Raw genomic sequence first — 16,878 nt, forward strand, 5'->3', positions numbered from 1 at the left:
ATTGATTAAGCCGAAGGCAATAGATTCTGACGGAATTCGCCAAGTAAATCGCTTACAAACTGTATGCGCTTGCGTCTATCAACTAATGGTACCGTAAACTTAAACTTAGTTGGTCCTTCCATTGAAAACTTTTGAGGCTGAGATTGCAATAGTTTAACCAGATAGGTCGGGTTAATGTCAGCATCAGGATAGAACTCTATAAAGCCCCCTTTATCATGTGCTTCAATTTTTTTCGTTTTAATTGCAGCAGCAGCAAGTTTTAGTTCTGAAACTGAAAGTAGATTCTTTGTTGCATCTGGCAATGTACCGAATCGATCTATCAACTCAACTTTTAGCTCGGCTAATTCGTCAGTATCATGCACACTGGCAATTCGCTTATAGGTAGATAAACGGGTGTTTATGTCTGGAATGTAGTCGTCAGGTAGAAGAGCGGGTAAGCGCATTTCAATTTCAGTCTGTTCTCTAAGCAGGTCATCCAAAGATGGTTCTTTTCCTTCTTTTAGAGCTTCAACAGCCTGCTCCAACATTTCCATATATAACGTAAAACCGACAGACTGGATTTGACCACTTTGTTCATCACCCAATAGCTCACCAGCACCACGAATTTCTAAATCGTGCGTAGCAAGTGTGAAACCTGCGCCTAAATCTTCTAGTGAAGCAATGGCATCGAGACGTTTAACCGCATCTTTAGTCATTGCTTTAGGGTGAGGAGTGAGTAGGTAAGCGTACGCTTGATGATGCGAGCGGCCCACACGACCACGTAGTTGGTGAAGCTGAGCTAAACCTAAGTTGTCAGCTCGATCCATTAGAATCGTGTTAGCCGTTGGAACGTCAATACCCGTTTCTATGATCGTGGTACAGACCAACACATTAAACCTCTGGTGGTAAAAATCATTCATAATACGCTCTAGCTCGCGCTCGCGCATTTGGCCATGTGCAACGGTAATTCTTGCTTCTGGAATCAAAGCTTGAAGTGATTCAGCTGTTTTTTCGATCGTATCTACTTGATTATGCAAGAAGTAAACTTGACCACCACGCATAATTTCACGCAATACAGCTTCACGTACAGTCGCATCATCGCTCTGGCGCACAAATGTTTTTATTGCAAGACGACGAGCTGGTGGAGTTGCAATGATCGATAGATCTCGCATGCCACTCATTGCCATATTTAATGTTCTTGGGATTGGCGTCGCTGTCAGTGTGAGGATATCAACATCAGCACGCATTGCTTTGACTTTTTCTTTTTGGCGTACACCAAACCTGTGCTCTTCATCAACAACAAGTAGCCCAAGGTCTTTGAATTTAATGTCGCTTGAAAGTAATTTATGAGTGCCGACTACAATATCAACTTTACCTTCAGCGACATCTTGCAGAATGACTTTCTGTTCTTTTGCTGATTTGAAACGTGATAAAACTTCAACTCGGATTGGTAGGTTCGCGAAACGGTCTCGGAAATTTTCAAAATGCTGTTGAGCTAATAACGTGGTTGGGACAAGCACGGCCACTTGTTTACTGTTATCTGTACATACAAAAGCTGCTCGCATTGCCACTTCAGTTTTACCAAAGCCTACATCACCACAAACAAGACGATCCATTGCTTTAGCTTGACACATATCCGACATGACCGCATTGATTGCCATGGATTGGTCGTCGGTTTCTTCAAATGGAAAGCCTGCTTTAAACGTTGCATATTGCCCTCTATCGAGTACGAATTTGTAGCCTGGTTTTAGTTCTCGTTTTGCATAGACATCAAGTAACTCTGCTGCCACATCTCTGACTTTTTCAGCCGCTCGCTTACGTGCTTTTTGCCAAGCTTCACCACCCAGCTTATGTAGTGGGGCTGAGTCTTCTGCTCCTCCAGAGTAACGACCAATTAGGTTGAGCGAAGCAACAGGAACATATAACTTTGCATCGTTTTGGTATTCAAGCGTCACGTATTCTGTGATTAAACCACCAGCTTCAAGTGTTTGAAGCCCAATATAGCGACCAATACCATGGTCAATATGTACGACTGGCTGACCTGGTTTAAGTTCTGCGAGGTGACGAATAACCGTATCACTATTGACACTTTTCTTATCTTTTTTACGTCGTTGAACGACTCTGTCACCAAGTAAATCACTCTCACAAATAAAGGCTAAGTCTTGGTCTTTAAAGATGAAGCCGTGCTCAGCTGAACCTAAAACAAGTGAGAACTTTTTACCTGACTGAGTTGCACTTTGCAGGCTATTCATTTCTGCAGGGCGAATCTTTATCCCTTGTAGCAGTTCACCTAGCGCTTCTCTTCGACCTTCTGACTCAACTGAAAATACGATACTCCCCTGAAAGGACTCCGTAAATTTTCTAAGGTTGGCTAATGGTTCTTTGTTTTTGTGCTGAACACTTAGATCAGGCAAGTTAGAAATAGGTAAGTTTACTCTTCCTGCCTTTTCTTCAATGTTGTCTAGATTCAGTAGAACTTGCGACTTTTGTTTGAAGTGAGCGAATAATTCATCTTTCTTTAGCCAAAGTTGCTCTGGGGATAGAAGAGGGCGCAAAGGGTCCACTTTACGCTGTTCATATCTATGCTTTACATCCGATAAAAATGTATCAATTGCTGTTTCAACGTCACCTAAAATAAGAAGCTGAGTTTCATCAGCTACATAGTCAAAAAGAGTTTCGGTATGCTCAAAGAAAAGAGGCTGCCAATATTCAATACCTGATGGCCAAGTTCCTTTGGATACTTGCATATATACCGATTCAGGCTCTCGTCTTGCTTCAAACTGTTGACGCCAGCGAATACGAAAATCTTCAATTGCGGTTTCAGAGGTTGGAAACTCGTGAGCTGGTAGGAGTCGTATTTCGGAAACGTCCTCTATGGATCGTTGATTTTCTGGATCAAAAGTACGAATGGTATCGACTTCGTCATCAAAAAAATCAATTCGATATGGATCTCTGCTGCCCATAGGGAATAGATCAAGAATTGACCCGCGGCTTGCGTATTCACCAGGACCAAATACTTGATCAACATAGCGGTATCCTGACTTCTCTAGCTGTAACCTTAGTTTTTCAAGCGAGAACAAGTCACCCGTTTTTACCATTAAAGTGTGCTGCAATAAGTAATCACGTGGAGATTGGCGTTGCAAAAGTGTGCTTATTGGAACAATAGTGATTCCGCTATTCAGAGTAGGTAATGAATAGAGGCGTGCTATTCGATCTGAAATTATTTCTTGATGCGGAGAAAAGCTATCGTATGGCAATGTTTCCCAATCAGGAAATAAGGCAACTTCTTGCTGTGTAAACTGCTCTATCTCATTTTGTAGCTTAAGCGCTATTTGAGGATCAGGAACGGCAAGCAGTGTATGGCTATTGTGCTGCTCGGCAAGTTCAGCGATTGAAAGCGCAAGCGATGAACCAATTAAATTACCGATGTGTTTTTTGTCACCAGAACCTGTTGGTTTTGGTAAAGAGAAAATAGGTGCTGTTTTCATGTGTGATTACTTGTTATCTCGGTCTAGAGAGCGCTGGCGTAAAAGTTTTTGCTGCTGGTGTAATGCGGCTTTAATAAGTAGGTCTTGGTCTGTATCCCTAAGAAGCGCGTACTTGAAATTGACTTCAAATCCTGAGTCTTTTTCTTGGCTGGTAAGAACTTGTGCGTAGCAATAGATAGCCGCTGCTGGATATTCTAAAAACAGTTTAGCTTTAACAATTTGTCCAGCTTCTAGTGGTTGGTCTGCGTAGCAAGAGAACAAGCTCGCCCCAAAGCTATAAGTATGTGTTCGAAATTGTTCGTCATCTTGCTGAGCAAGCATAAAACTGAGTAATAGGTTTAACTTTGAATTTTGAGTATCAAGTAGGCTGATGACATTTTTGAGATCACTGTTCTTGAGTTCAATTCGAGCATTATCCGCAAGCAGATCAAGCTGACTGAATTCACTAGCCACTACAAAGGGAGCGGGGATTTCTGCTTCGAATTGTATCTGAGAGGGCAAAACGAACTCGCTTCCCATTGGCTCGATATTAGCGGTAAGGCTATGGTGAACGGTGAAATACTCTTGTTCTGTCATGTGCGTGTTCCTTGAATAGTTATATTGATTATCGTCATGTAGACGGAGTAATCAAGGCTCGCGGTTGGAAAGTAACAAATAGTTAGTTGATTCTTACTTTATCGCTAAGTAATTGACTTATTTAACTCAATAATTTCAATTACCCCCTACACAGTAACGGCAATTCCCGTTACATTAACTCGCATCTCTTTTCTATGGTTCAAAGTATGTTTCATCCTATTTCTATATACATAGGTCTGCGTTATCTCAAAGGCCGTTCAGGTGATCGCTTTAGCCGCTTTGTCTCTTATATTTCGACAGCCGGAATCACAATTGGCGTGTTGTCTTTGGTTACAGTCTTATCTGTAATGAATGGATTCGAAGCGCAGTTAAAAGAACGAATTTTGGGTGTGTTACCACAAGCCGTAATCTATGAAGATGGTGGTAAAACTCTCCAAAAAGAACAAGCACCTGATTTTATTCGTGACATGTCTTTGAATGGTCGCGTAGAACCGATAGTTCGAAGTGAGGCTGTTATTCAAAGTTCAGCGCAACTTTCGGCTGGCTTGCTAATTGGTGTTGAGCCTACAGACAATGACCCACTACAAAATCATTTAATTGCTGGTCGTCTTTCATCATTAAAGCAAGGTCAATACCATGTTTTTTTAGGACACACTCTAGCAAGAGACTTGAAAGTTTCTATTGGTGATAAAGTGCGGCTTATGGTGACTAGCGCTAGCCAATACACACCTTTAGGTCGTATTCCAAGTCAGCGTAACTTTACTGTAGCCGGTATTTTCAATACGGGCTCAGACATTGACGGGCAGCTTATGGTTACTCATATTCAAGATTCAGCTCGATTAATGCGCTTTAAAACAGGCACCATCTCAGGGTGGCGCTTATTCTTTGATGACCCATTTGTTGTGAGTGATCTATCCAATCAAACATTGCCTGACGGTTGGTTATGGAGCGATTGGCGTGAACAGCGCGGTGAACTTTTCCAAGCGGTTCGTATGGAAAAAAATATGATGGGTTTGATGCTTGGTCTGATTATTGGAGTCGCGGCATTTAATATCATCTCTGCATTAATCATGGTGGTAATGGAGAAGCAATCAGAGGTCGCAATTTTAAAAACCCAAGGAATGAGTAACTGGCAGGTCATGAGTGTCTTTATGGTTCAAGGTGCTAGCAGTGGCGTAGTGGGAGCTGTATCTGGTGGAGTTTTAGGTGTAGTTCTAGCCTCAAACTTAAATAGTGTACTTGGAGCGATGGGCGTGGCTTTGTTCTCATTCGGTGGTCAACTACCTATCCTTATTGACACTGTTCAAATTTGTATTGTTGTTATTTTGGCTATTGCACTGAGCCTGATCGCTACGATTTTTCCTTCTTACCGTGCATCTTCAGTGAAACCAGCAGAGGCCCTTCGTTATGAGTAATTTTTTGCAATGTCACGATATCCGTAAAACATACCGTGAAGGCTCACTCGATACGGAAGTGTTGAAAGGTGTGAGTTTCTCTATTGATCAAGGTGAGCTGGTTTCTATCATTGGTACATCTGGTTCTGGTAAAAGTACGCTGTTACATATTTTAGGCGCGTTAGATGACGCATCTGCGGGAAGTGTGAGCTTCTTAGATCAAGACTTAGCATCTTTAAGCTCAAACAAACAAGCTAAATTACGAAATAAACACTTGGGTTTTGTGTATCAATTCCATCATTTATTAGCGGACTTTTCTGCATTAGAAAATGTGGCAATGCCGCTACTCATTGGGGGCGAAAAACCTCAAGTTGCGAAAGATGCAGCCCGAAAATTATTAGATAAGGTTGGGTTGTCGCACCGAGTGGATCATCGACCGTCTGAATTATCTGGTGGTGAAAGACAGCGTGTGGCGATTGCAAGAGCCTTAGTCAATAAACCAGCTTTAGTCCTAGCGGATGAACCGACGGGTAACCTTGATCACAGTACTGCACTTTCTATTTATGATTTGATGCGAGAACTTAATCGCGAGTCAGGGACCGCTTTCTTAGTGGTAACACACGATGGTGAGTTGGCTTCCAAAATGGATCGCCAATTGCACATGCAAGACGGCTTGCTTGTGAATGTAAATAACGAGGTGAAGTAAGTGTTTTCATCTTTATCCTTACTAATTGGGAGCCGGTTTAGCCGTGCGAAACAACGCGATAAAATGGTGTCATTCATTTCTTTGTCTTCGACAATTGGGATCGCCGTGGGGGTTGCGGTGATCATCATTGGTTTGTCTGCAATGAATGGTTTTGAAAGAGAGTTGGAATCTAGAGTGTTATCAGTTATTCCACATGGAGAATTTGAAGGGGTAAATGCCCCTATCACTCGCTGGCAAGAAGTGATAGATAAAGCTGAGCAACATGAAAAGGTTATTGCAGCTGCCCCCTATGTTCGTATTACAGCATTAGCTGAAAAAGGGACAGAACTGAAAGCTATTGAAATTCGTGGGATTGATCCTGAACAAGAAAGCGAAGTGTCTAGTTTACCTCGTTTTATTGACCAAGATGCATGGAGCAACTTTGTTCCTAACCAGCAGCAAATTATTTTGGGTTCAGGTGTGGCTAAAACACTAGGTGTCAGTGTGGGGGAGTATCTTACACTTATGATCCCTTCCGTTACCAACTCAACTAAAGTTCAGGCACCTAAGCGTGTTAGGGTTAAAGTCGCAGGTTTACTTTCGTTAAGTGGACAGATTGATCATAGCCTGGCATTAGTGCCGATAGAAGATGCAAAGCAGTACGCTAATATAGGTCAAGGTGTCACTGGTGTTTCCTTGAAGGTTACCGAGGTACTTAATGCTGCAGCCATTGTTCGCGAACTAGGTAATACGCTGGATGTTTATGTCTACATAAGAAGTTGGCAACAAAAATTTGGTTTTCTATATCGTGATATTCAACTTGTAAGAACCATTATGTACTTAGTCATGGTACTTGTAATTGGGGTTGCATGTTTTAACATTGTGTCTACGTTAATGATGGCAGTGAAAGATCGCGCAGCTGAGATCGCTATTTTAAGAACGATGGGAGCAACAGACAGACTAGTTAAACGTATTTTTGTTTGGCAAGGTGTGTTTTCGGGAGTGCTGGGCAGTATCGTAGGAAGTGCTATTGGGGTACTGGTTGCATTGAATCTTACGAGCATAGTTAAATTCATTGAATCTATTGTCGGACACCAGTTTTTATCTGGGGATATCTATTTTGTCGACTTTTTACCTTCGCAACTTAATCTAACTGATGTTGCGACAGTTTCAGTTACTGCTATTGTTTTAAGCCTGCTTGCGACTTGGTATCCTTCCTCAAGAGCTGCAAAGTTGAATCCGGCGTCAGTGTTAAGTTCGAAATAAACGCTGCTCCTAAACGGATTAAATATTCACTAATAAAAAAGGACCGCATATGGTCCTTTTTTGTTTTGAGATGGAAATTGGACTTATTGAGCTTGTATTACATTGCCATACTCTTATTTAAGTCTATTACTCTAATATCTGAAAGTGATAGCTACACGTTCAAATAGTAATCATTTATCTTGCTCTACGTTTCTGCCAGCTTCTTACCACTGAATAGCGCCATAGTCCTCGAATGCCAAAATAGCCCAACATAGCAGATAGCACTCCACAAATGAGGCAACCGAGTAAGAATGGGGGGCCGATAGTTGTCATTTGAGCTAGGATGAAGTCCCACTCAAGCTGAAAATGAAAAGGCTGAGGAGGGACCTGCATTACAAATGCACCGACCTTATACGCGAAATAAAACAGGACCGGCATAGTAACAGGATTACTTATCCACACTAACGCTACCGCTAAAGGTAAATTTACACCACACATTACAGCTAGGCCTGCAGACATGATCATCTGACTGGGAAGGGGAACAAAAGCCATAAATAAGCCAACCGCAAATGCGCCAGCAGCAGAGCGACGATTAAGACACCATAAATTGGGGTTATATAAAACGTTGCCAAAAACTCTTAATGCTTTCTGACGCTTTATTAGCTCATGGTCAGGCATAAATCGTTTAATAAACTTTCTTGGCATAGTAGGAAGTAACTCTCTTGTTTAACAATTATTTTCTAATGTCATTCGCTTTAACAATAATTTCAGCGAGTTTTTGGCCCATTATCCCTTCAATAGTTTGGATAGTGCCGATATTTTGTATTTTATGCGCATCAATTAAGTATAGGGCGTTCTCTTATTTGGGCGGAGTCATTTTAGCTGTTTTACTTATTATTTATCAGGGTAACCTGATTAAAACCCAGACGAGTGCGCTGTTTCAATCAGGTCAGAATACTATCATAAAAGCGTCTGTTACTAGCCTTTTTAAGAAAAATACTCACGGTTATAAAAGCGTTTTAGTGGTTAGATCAATCGGCGATGAAAAAACAATCAAGCCGCAAGCTGTTAAGGTTCAACTTTTCACCCCTTTTAAGTTAAATCAAGGTGATTTGGTTACACTTTCGGTGTTAATCAAGCCAATCTACGGACTTTTAAACGAAGCTGGGTTTGATAAAGAACGTTACTTATTTAGCAAAGGTATTGTCGCGAACGCAAACTATATTGCAGGTACATCATATAGAATTCGTTCAACGCAAAGCATCAGAGCGGTTTGGTTCGAAGAGATAAAATCTTACACGGAGAATTTCAGTAACCAAGATCTAATATTGGCTCTAAGTTTTGGTTATAGAGAGTTAATCTCCAACGATACTTGGGGGTTATTAAAAAGTAGCGGTTTGCTTCATTTGATCGCTATTTCAGGATTACATATTGGCATTGCTTATGGCATTGGATACAAGGTTGGCATATCGCTTAGGTGGCTTCTTCCTCATGCGGTCTGGATACCACTAATTACTGGTTTGAGTTTAGCCATATTCTATAGTTGGTTTGCAGGCTTTACTTTACCGACTCAGCGAGCTCTTGTGATGTGTTGTATTGCGAGCTTTTTAATTTTTTCTAGAGTCAAGGTAGGATTAGTTCAATATCTTTTGTTGAGCTTGTGTGTCGTTTTGATTTTTGACCCGTTCTCAACATTATCAAGTAGCTTTTGGATGTCTTTTGGTGCGGTTTCAGTCGTTCTATACTGTGTTCAATTTTTTGCTATGGATAAAAACAAAACCGGTTTAATTAATAGATGGGTGAGCTTATTAAAGATTCAGTGCATGTTATCATTCATGGTATTGCCGCTGACTATGCTGTTCTTTGGAGGCTTCAGTGCAGCCACTGTCATTTATAATGTTTTATTTCTCCCCTGGTTCACGTTAGTTGTTATTCCCTTACTTTTCTTATCAATTTTCATTACGATATTTTTAAATGTTGATGCCACTTTATTCTGGGGGTTAGTTGATAAATCTTTATCAATTTTAGAGCTATCAATTCCATACTCTGATTCATATTGGATTAATAGCAGTATTGAACTTGCTGCGACGATGACAATCATCATAGTCATATTGTTCATGTTTTACCGTTATCTATCGAAGAGTACAGTTTTTATTATTGGTTGTATTTGTTTGTTAGGGTTACTTACTCGAGAGAATGAGAGGAATTCTCTGAAAATTGATTTTCTCGATGTAGGGCATGGGTTAGCCATTCTGATTGAGAAAAATAAGCAGGTGATTGTTTACGATACTGGAAAAGCTTGGGAAGGAGGAAGTATTGTTGACTCCGTAGTTACTCCTATACTTCAAAGTCGGGGAGTTAAAAAAGTTGAAGGGGTCATTATTAGCCACTTCGATTCAGATCACTCCGGGGGATTTAAAACAATAGTTAAAAATTTTGCACCTGAATGGATTCGTACTAGTCAAAGAGCTACAGAGTTACATAAACCATGCATTCAAGGTGAATCATGGCTATGGAACCAAGTGAGCTTTAAAGTTCTTTGGCCACCAAAGTTAGTCAATCGAGCATATAACCCCCAATCTTGTGTTGTACGTTTAGAAGATCATGATAGTGGTCGGTCTCTTCTTTTAACTGGTGATATTGAAGCTCTAAGTGAGTGGTTATTATCACGGAATCCAACATTGCTTAAAAGTGATGTGATGCTAGTTCCTCATCACGGTAGCTTTACCTCTTCAATTAATATTTTTATTCAATCTGTTGAACCGGAATTTGCTATTGCTTCTTTAGCAAAAGGTAATCAATGGGGAATGCCAAACAGCCGAGTTATGGACCGATATGCCCAGGTAGGCAGTCATTGGTTAGATACGGGCTCTAGTGGTCAAATATCATTCGAAATCGTTGAGGGTAAATGGAAATTTCATACGATTCGAGGAGATAGCCCTTTCCCTTGGTATAGGCAGATGCTTCGTAAGGGAGTAGAATAGATAGATTATTGTAAGAAAAATAAGCGATTCTATGTCTACAGAAACTGATGAAACAACATGGGTTACCTTTAAGCGATTATGGACCTATATTCGCCTTTATAAATCGGGTTTAGGTGTTGCTGTCATTGCTCTTGTAATTAATGCAGTGTCTGATACTTATATGATTTCTTTACTGAAACCTCTACTTGATGAAGGCTTTGGTAATGCAGAATCAGATTTCTTACGTACTTTGCCGATTATCATATTTGTGATGATGTTTATTCGCGGTATCAGCGGCTTTGTTTCCACCTATTGTTTGAGCTGGGTTTCTGGCAATGTTGTCATGGAGATCCGGAGAAAAATTTTCAGCCAATTTATGCATATGCCGGTTTCGTTTTTCGATAAAGAGCAAACCGGGGCATTGTTGTCTCGAATTACATATGACTCAGAGCAAGTATCATCAGCCACAAGTAAAGCGTTGGTGAGCATTGTGCGTGAAGGTGCAAGCATTATTGGCTTGATAGTATTAATGTTCTGGAATAGCTGGCAGCTTTCTCTTGTTTTATTTGCTGTTGCACCGGTCGTTGCATTTGGTATTAGTGTTGTATCTAAGCGTTTTAGAAAAATTTCTAAGAACATGCAGACCACCATGGGTAAAGTCGCATCATCTGCAGAGCAAATGCTTAAAGGTCATAAGGTTGTTTTGAGTTATGGCGGGCAGGATATTGAAAAGAAACGTTTTGATGATGTAAGTAACCAAATGCGTCAGCAATATATGAAGTTGGTAACGGCTCAGGCGGCTGCTAACCCAATTATCCAAATGATTGCTTCTATCGCTATTGTTACCATCTTGGTGTTAGCAAGTGTTGATTCAATTCGCAATGAATTAACTCCTGGTACTTTTACCGTTGTATTCTCGGCAATGTTTGGTTTGATGCGTCCGCTGAAAGCGTTAACAAACGTTACTTCTGAATTTCAACGTGGTATGGCTGCCAGTCAAACCTTGTTTGGTTTGATGGATTTAGATATTGAATCTGATAAAGGCAAACTAAATGTTGAACACGCCAATGGTGATGTAGCGGTTAAGAACGTAACCTTTACGTATGAAGGAAGCGAGAAACCAGCACTAGATAATGTGAGTTTTACTATTCCTAAGGGTAAAACAGTAGCTTTGGTTGGGCGTTCAGGTTCAGGGAAAAGTACCATCGCAAATTTGTTTACACGCTTTTATGATGTGGATTCGGGCGTCATTAGCTTAGATAACCATGATATTCGAGATTACAAATTGAGAAATTTAAGGGAGCATTTCGCTTTAGTTTCTCAGAATGTTCATTTATTTAATGACACGGTAGCTAATAACATCGCATATGCTGCTGAAGAAAAATATACACGTGAGCAGATAGAACATGCTGCGAAACTTGCTCATGCGAAAGAGTTCATTGATGGGATGGAGTTTGGTCTAGACACAGTTATAGGTGAAAATGGATCAAGCCTGTCTGGTGGTCAAAGACAGCGTATTGCGATTGCTAGAGCATTATTACGTGATGCTTCAGTGTTGATTCTTGATGAAGCAACATCCGCTCTTGATACTGAGTCGGAAAGAGCGATTCAGTTGGCTCTAGATGAGTTACAGAAAGATAAAACCGTTTTGGTTATCGCTCACCGCTTATCTACAATTGAAGATGCAGATGAAATCTTAGTCGTGGACGAAGGTAAGATCATTGAACGTGGACCACATGCTGAACTTCTTGCTCAAGATGGCGCATATGCTCAACTCCATCGAATTCAGTTTGGTGAGTAGTCGCCTGCCGATTATTAAGGTAATAGTTTGATTGAGAAAATTTGGTTCCATAACCACGTTTTGAAATATGTACTGTGGCCGCTATTGTGGCCGTTAAGCTTGATATTCAAAATTATCAGCAATAAACGACGGAACGCATATCAATCCGGAAGTAAACCAGTATACAGAGCCCCACTACCCGTGATTGTGGTTGGGAATATAACTGCTGGTGGGAATGGTAAAACTCCCGTTGTTATATGGCTGGTAGAAACACTTTTAAAGGAAGGCTTTAAACCAGGTGTTGTTTCCCGTGGTTATGGGGCGAAAGCACCAAGTTACCCATTAGTTTTGAATGACTTAACACCCGCTGAGTTCTCAGGAGACGAACCCAGGTTAATCCGAAAAAGAACCGGAGTACCAGTTGCCGTCGATCCAATAAGAGCAAATGCAGTAAAAGCTTTATTAGAGCAGGGCGTAGACATAATAATTACTGATGATGGTCTGCAGCATTATGCATTGGCAAGAGACATTGAGTTTGCGGTAGTTGATGGCATGAGACGTTTCGGTAGTGAACGCTTGATACCCTTGGGTCCCTTAAGAGAACCAATATCACGATTAAATGATGTCGATTTTATTATTAATAATGGTGGGCAACCTGGTGATAATGAAATCAAGATGTCTCTCGCACCTAGTGAAGCTATTAATCTAAAAACTGGTGAGAAAAGCACAGTCTGTGACTTAAAGGCTTTAGTGGCGTTTGCCGGTATTGGTCACCCTCCTAGATTTTTCAAAACGTTGGAAAGTTTAGGTGCTGATTTGATTGATACTAAAGGTTTTGCTGACCATAAGAGTTTTAATAAAGATGAACTGCATTCTTTTTCTAGACAAGGCAAGAATGTGATTATGACAGAGAAAGATGCGGTCAAATGTGAAGATTTTGCTGAAAGTAATTGGTGGTACTTACCTGTTACTGCTGATATTGGCATCGACGCACAACACAAAATTATGCAAAGAATTAATGAGGTTATGGAATACTATGGATCATCGTCTACTTGAAATTGTTGCCTGCCCAGTGTGCAAGGGTAAATTAACTTTTGATAAAGATAAACAAGAGTTGATATGTAAGGTTGATCGTTTGGCATATGCAATCAAAGAAGGCATTCCTGTTCTGCTGGAAAATGAAGCTCGTACCATGACAATGGAAGAGGGTAAGTAATGTCGTATACGGTTGTCATACCTGCAAGATATCAATCAAGTCGACTACCAGGAAAGCCATTAGCTGATATTGGTGGAAAACCAATGATCCAATGGGTTTATGAGCAGTCTATGAAGTCGGGTGCTGATAAAGTGATCATTGCAACCGATGACAGCCGTGTTGAAAAAGCAGCTGAAGCTTTTGGTGCCGTGGTATGTATGACTTCACCTAATCATGAGTCTGGCACTGAGCGGCTTGCTGAGGTGATTGAACTAATGAATATTCCGGATGACCATATCATCGTGAATGTCCAAGGAGATGAGCCTTTAATTCCACCAGTGATTATTAATCAGGTCGCTTCTAATCTTGCAAATAGTTCTGCTCCGATGGCGACATTAGGTGTTGAAATTTCTCATGTTGATGAAGTGTTCAATCCAAATGCTGTCAAAGTCGTGACTGACAAAGATGGATACGCTTTATATTTCAGTCGGGCAACAATTCCATGGGATCGTGATGCTTATGCTAATAATGGAACATCGGCTGAATCTCCATTATTACGTCATGTAGGCATTTACGCTTATCGAGCGGGCTTCATCAATACCTATATTAATTGGGAGCCGAGCACCTTAGAGCGCATCGAGTGTTTAGAGCAGTTGCGTGTACTTTGGTATGGCGAAAAAATTCATGTTGATGTGGCACAAGAAGCGCCTGCCGCTGGTGTTGATACACCAGAAGACCTCGAAGCCGTTCGAGCAATTATTGGTTAAATTGTTTCGGATTATAGTGACTAGTTTTTAAGCCTCGCACATTGCGAGGTTTTTTTCTGTCTAATGGAGCTTATGCGTATCTTGTTGACTGAAGGTAATTAAAATTGAGTTGATTGCATTCATTAGTGCATTGTTCTATACGAATTAACTGATATTTACCTCGCTCGACTTTCAATTTTTCTTTATAATATGCCGCCTATAAAGTAGTGGCCAATTGCTAGTACAAAATAAAATTTACGACAAAACGTGGAGTAAAAGATGCCTTCTCAAAGCCCAGTGATTACGGTTGATGGACCAAGTGGTGCAGGTAAAGGTACCCTGTGTATGTTGCTAGCAGATAAGCTAGGCTTTCACCTTCTAGACTCAGGCGCGATCTATCGTGTGCTGGCTTTAGCTGCAATTCATCACGGTCTTGATACTGAATCAGAAGATGTTTTAGTTCCTCTTGCTACTCACTTAGACGTTCAGTTTATTGCTGAAGGCGACTTAGTTAAGGTTATACTCGAAGGTGAAGATGTGTCAGGTGAGCTTCGTAAAGAAGAAACCGGCATGGCAGCATCAAAAGTGGCAGCTTTACCTCGCGTTCGTGAAGCACTGCTTCGTCGTCAACGTGCATTTAATGCGGCACCTGGTTTAGTTGCTGATGGTCGTGATATGGGAACGGTAGTGTTTCCTGAAGCTGAAGCAAAAATATTTTTAGATGCAAGTGCAGAAGAGCGTGCGAGTCGCCGCCTTAAACAGTTGCAACAGAAGGGGTTAGATGTTAGATTTGACGACCTTTTGAGCGAGATCCAAGAGCGAGACGACAGAGATCGTAATCGCCCAGTGGCACCATTACGCCCTGCAGAGGATGCGCTTGTGCTTGATTCTACTTCGATGAATATCGAACAAGTAGTAGAAAAAGCACTACACTATATTGAATCGAAACTGGCTGGGTAATTTCACTGGGCTAGTAAGAACGTTGGTCGCAAGGATGATGACTGGCGAATTTATCAACCCCATGCGGTAGGATACCCATGGACGTTTAATTATTGAAGATTAAATAATGACTGAATCTTTTGCTCAACTCTTTGAAGAGTTTCTAAACGAAACAGAATTCCAACAAGGCAGCATCGTTAAAGGTACTGTAGTAGCTATCGAGAACGGTTACGTTCTTGTTGATGCTGGTCTTAAGTCTGAATCTGCTATCCCTGCTGAACAATTCAAGAACGCTGCTGGCGAACTTGAAGTTGAAGTTGGTGCTGAAGTAGACGTAGCTCTAGACGCTGTTGAAGATGGTTTCGGTGAAACTCAACTTTCTCGTGAGAAAGCGAAGCGTCACGAAGCTTGGATCGTTCTTGAGAAAGCTTGTGAAGAAGCTGAAACTGTTGTTGGTATCATCAACGGTAAAGTTAAAGGCGGTTTCACTGTTGAACTAAACGGTATCCGTGCTTTCCTTCCTGGTTCTCTAGTAGACGTACGTCCTATCCGTGACACTGCTCACCTAGAAAACAAAGAGCTAGAGTTCAAAGTAATCAAGCTAGACCAGAAGCGTAACAACGTTGTTGTTTCTCGTCGTGCTGTTATCGAATCTGAAAACAGTGTTGAGCGTGACGAACTTCTTGAAACTCTACAAGAAGGTACTGAAGTTAAAGGTATCGTTAAGAACCTTACTGACTACGGTGCATTCGTTGATCTTGGCGGTGTTGACGGTCTTCTACATATCACAGATATGGCTTGGAAGCGTGTTAAGCACCCATCAGAGATCGTTAACGTTGGTGACGAAATCCTAGTTAAAGTTCTTAAGTTCGATCGTGAGCGCACTCGTGTTTCTCTAGGTCTTAAGCAACTTGGCGAAGATCCATGGGTAGCAATCGCTAAGCGTTACCCAGAAGGTCACAAACTTTCTGGTCGTGTTACTAACCTAACTGACTACGGCTGCTTCGTTGAAATCGAAGAAGGCGTTGAAGGTCTAGTACACGTTTCTGAAATGGATTGGACTAACAAGAACATCCACCCTTCTAAAGTTGTTAATGTTGGCGACGAAGTTGAGGTTATGGTTCTTGATATCGACGAAGAACGTCGTCGTATCTCTCTAGGTCTGAAACAGTGTAAAGCTAACCCATGGCAGTCATTTGCAGAAATGCAAGCTAAGGGCGACAAAGTTACTGGTAAGATCAAGTCTATCACTGACTTTGGTATCTTCATCGGTCTTGAAGGCGGCATTGACGGTCTAGTTCACCTATCTGATATTTCTTGGAATGCTTCTGGTGAAGATGCAGTTCGTGAATACAAGAAAGGCGACGAGATCTCTGCAGTTGTTCTAGCAGTAGATGCAGAACGTGAGCGTATTTCTCTTGGCGTTAAGCAAATGGAAAACGACCCGTTCAACGCATACGTTGCTGATACTAAGAAAGGTACTCTAGTAAACGGTACTGTAACTGCAGTTGACGCTAAAGGCGCTACTATCGAGCTAATCGAAGGCGTTGAAGGTTACATCCGTGCTTCTGAAGTATCTCGTGACCGTATCGAAGATGCATCTCTAATCCTAAGCGCTGGTGACAGTGTTGAAGCGAAGTTCACCGGTGTAGACCGTAAGAACCGCGTAATCAACCTATCTATCAAAGCTAAAGATGAAGCTGATGAGCAAGAAGCAATGGCTACACTGAACAAGTCTGACGAAGGCTCATTCGGTAACGCAATGGCAGACGCATTCAAAGCTGCTAAAGGCGAATAATTTAGTTTTTCGCTAAGAAAGGAGCCGAAAGGCTCCTTTTTTTTGCTTATTTTTCCGATAGGTCTATAATTTCTAAAAAGAAAACCAACG

Annotated in this window: 13 protein-coding genes; 10 read left to right on the plus strand and 3 right to left on the minus strand. The window is 41.3% G+C overall.

Going from position 1 to position 16,878, the window contains the following annotated elements; genetic code table 11:
- Nucleotides 1-5: 5 nt before the first annotated feature.
- Together mfd and L4C37_RS07030 are read right to left on the minus strand one after the other, a co-directional pair.
- Nucleotides 6-3,467 carry a transcription-repair coupling factor gene (gene mfd, locus L4C37_RS07025; protein ID WP_429768226.1) on the minus strand — a complete coding sequence of 1,154 codons (3,462 nt, stop codon included), beginning with the start codon at nucleotides 3,465-3,467 and terminating at the stop codon, nucleotides 6-8.
- A gap of 6 nt (nucleotides 3,468-3,473) precedes the next feature.
- Complete coding sequence (locus tag L4C37_RS07030; RefSeq protein WP_137372938.1) at nucleotides 3,474-4,043, minus strand: PilZ domain-containing protein; 570 nt, start codon at nucleotides 4,041-4,043, stop codon at nucleotides 3,474-3,476.
- Nucleotides 4,044-4,249: 206 nt separating this feature from the next.
- On the opposite strand from L4C37_RS07030, the gene lolC reads away from it, so the two are divergent.
- The 3 genes from lolC to lolE are packed head-to-tail and all read left to right on the plus strand — an operon-like array spanning nucleotide 4,250 to nucleotide 7,388.
- On the plus strand, nucleotides 4,250-5,458 hold the full coding sequence (gene lolC, locus L4C37_RS07035; RefSeq protein WP_429768227.1) for a lipoprotein-releasing ABC transporter permease subunit LolC: 1,209 nt from the start codon (nucleotides 4,250-4,252) through the stop codon (nucleotides 5,456-5,458).
- On the plus strand, nucleotides 5,451-6,143 hold the full coding sequence (gene lolD, locus L4C37_RS07040; protein ID WP_429768228.1) for a lipoprotein-releasing ABC transporter ATP-binding protein LolD: 693 nt from the start codon (nucleotides 5,451-5,453) through the stop codon (nucleotides 6,141-6,143). Before lolC ends, lolD begins: the two co-directional genes overlap by 8 nt.
- On the plus strand, nucleotides 6,144-7,388 hold the full coding sequence (gene lolE, locus L4C37_RS07045) for a lipoprotein-releasing ABC transporter permease subunit LolE (protein ID WP_429768229.1): 1,245 nt from the start codon (nucleotides 6,144-6,146) through the stop codon (nucleotides 7,386-7,388).
- Between the two features lie 174 nt (nucleotides 7,389-7,562).
- On the opposite strand, the gene L4C37_RS07050 is transcribed toward lolE, so the two are convergent.
- Nucleotides 7,563-8,072 (minus strand): DUF2062 domain-containing protein, encoded by a 510-nt coding sequence (locus L4C37_RS07050; RefSeq protein ID WP_372267080.1) that lies wholly within the window; start codon nucleotides 8,070-8,072, stop codon nucleotides 7,563-7,565.
- Nucleotides 8,073-8,089: 17 nt separating this feature from the next.
- On the opposite strand from L4C37_RS07050, the gene L4C37_RS07055 reads away from it, so the two are divergent.
- The 7 genes from L4C37_RS07055 to rpsA all read left to right on the plus strand — a co-directional run bounded on the left by L4C37_RS07055 (nucleotide 8,090) and on the right by rpsA (nucleotide 16,788).
- Nucleotides 8,090-10,351: a DNA internalization-related competence protein ComEC/Rec2 gene (locus L4C37_RS07055; RefSeq protein ID WP_429768230.1), complete on the plus strand. Its 2,262-nt coding sequence runs from the start codon at nucleotides 8,090-8,092 to the stop codon at nucleotides 10,349-10,351.
- 31 nt (nucleotides 10,352-10,382) lie between these two features.
- Nucleotides 10,383-12,131 (plus strand): lipid A ABC transporter ATP-binding protein/permease MsbA, encoded by a 1,749-nt coding sequence (gene msbA / locus L4C37_RS07060; RefSeq protein WP_137372943.1) that lies wholly within the window; start codon nucleotides 10,383-10,385, stop codon nucleotides 12,129-12,131.
- Between the two features lie 27 nt (nucleotides 12,132-12,158).
- A complete protein-coding gene (gene lpxK / locus L4C37_RS07065) occupies nucleotides 12,159-13,166 on the plus strand; it encodes a tetraacyldisaccharide 4'-kinase (protein ID WP_429768231.1) in 1,008 nt (335 codons plus the stop codon).
- Nucleotides 13,147-13,326 (plus strand): Trm112 family protein, encoded by a 180-nt coding sequence (locus L4C37_RS07070; protein WP_137372945.1) that lies wholly within the window; start codon nucleotides 13,147-13,149, stop codon nucleotides 13,324-13,326. Before lpxK ends, L4C37_RS07070 begins: the two co-directional genes overlap by 20 nt.
- Nucleotides 13,326-14,072 (plus strand): 3-deoxy-manno-octulosonate cytidylyltransferase, encoded by a 747-nt coding sequence (kdsB, locus tag L4C37_RS07075; protein WP_429768232.1) that lies wholly within the window; start codon nucleotides 13,326-13,328, stop codon nucleotides 14,070-14,072. Before L4C37_RS07070 ends, kdsB begins: the two co-directional genes overlap by 1 nt.
- A 258-nt stretch (nucleotides 14,073-14,330) precedes the next feature.
- On the plus strand, nucleotides 14,331-15,011 hold the full coding sequence (gene cmk / locus L4C37_RS07080) for a (d)CMP kinase (protein ID WP_429768233.1): 681 nt from the start codon (nucleotides 14,331-14,333) through the stop codon (nucleotides 15,009-15,011).
- Nucleotides 15,012-15,117: 106 nt separating this feature from the next.
- Nucleotides 15,118-16,788, plus strand: coding sequence for a 30S ribosomal protein S1 (gene rpsA / locus L4C37_RS07085; protein WP_137372948.1), 1,671 nt, complete (start codon nucleotides 15,118-15,120; stop codon nucleotides 16,786-16,788).
- Nucleotides 16,789-16,878 lie beyond the last annotated feature (90 nt).

This window comes from Vibrio kagoshimensis (assembly GCF_050337535.1).
In the GTDB taxonomy this organism is placed as follows: domain Bacteria; phylum Pseudomonadota; class Gammaproteobacteria; order Enterobacterales; family Vibrionaceae; genus Vibrio; species Vibrio gallaecicus.